This is a genomic window from Erythrobacter sp. HI0063 (assembly GCF_001635685.1).
GTDB lineage: Bacteria > Pseudomonadota > Alphaproteobacteria > Sphingomonadales > Sphingomonadaceae > Qipengyuania.
On sequence record NZ_LWFF01000084.1, the window covers coordinates 1 to 215 of the forward strand.

Sequence of the window (215 nt, forward strand, 5' to 3'; positions counted from 1 at the left end):
ATCCGGATGCGCCGATCAAATTGATCGAATACGCTTCGCTGACCTGTCCCGCCTGCGCAGCCTTTGCGCAGAACGGGGCGGATCAGCTCAAGGAAGATTACGTCGCCACCGGCAAGGTCAGCTACGAATTGCGCAACCAGATTCACGGTCCGCACGATCTGATCCTGGCTCAGATGGTCCGCTGCGGTGCGCCCGAGACCTATCACCCGCTGTCC

General features: G+C 60.5%; 1 protein-coding gene. It reads left to right on the plus strand.

Going from position 1 to position 215, the window contains the following annotated elements; genetic code table 11:
• Positions 1 to 215 (plus strand): thioredoxin domain-containing protein (locus A3736_RS03940; RefSeq protein WP_156501950.1); only part of this gene is annotated, 215 nt, incomplete at both ends.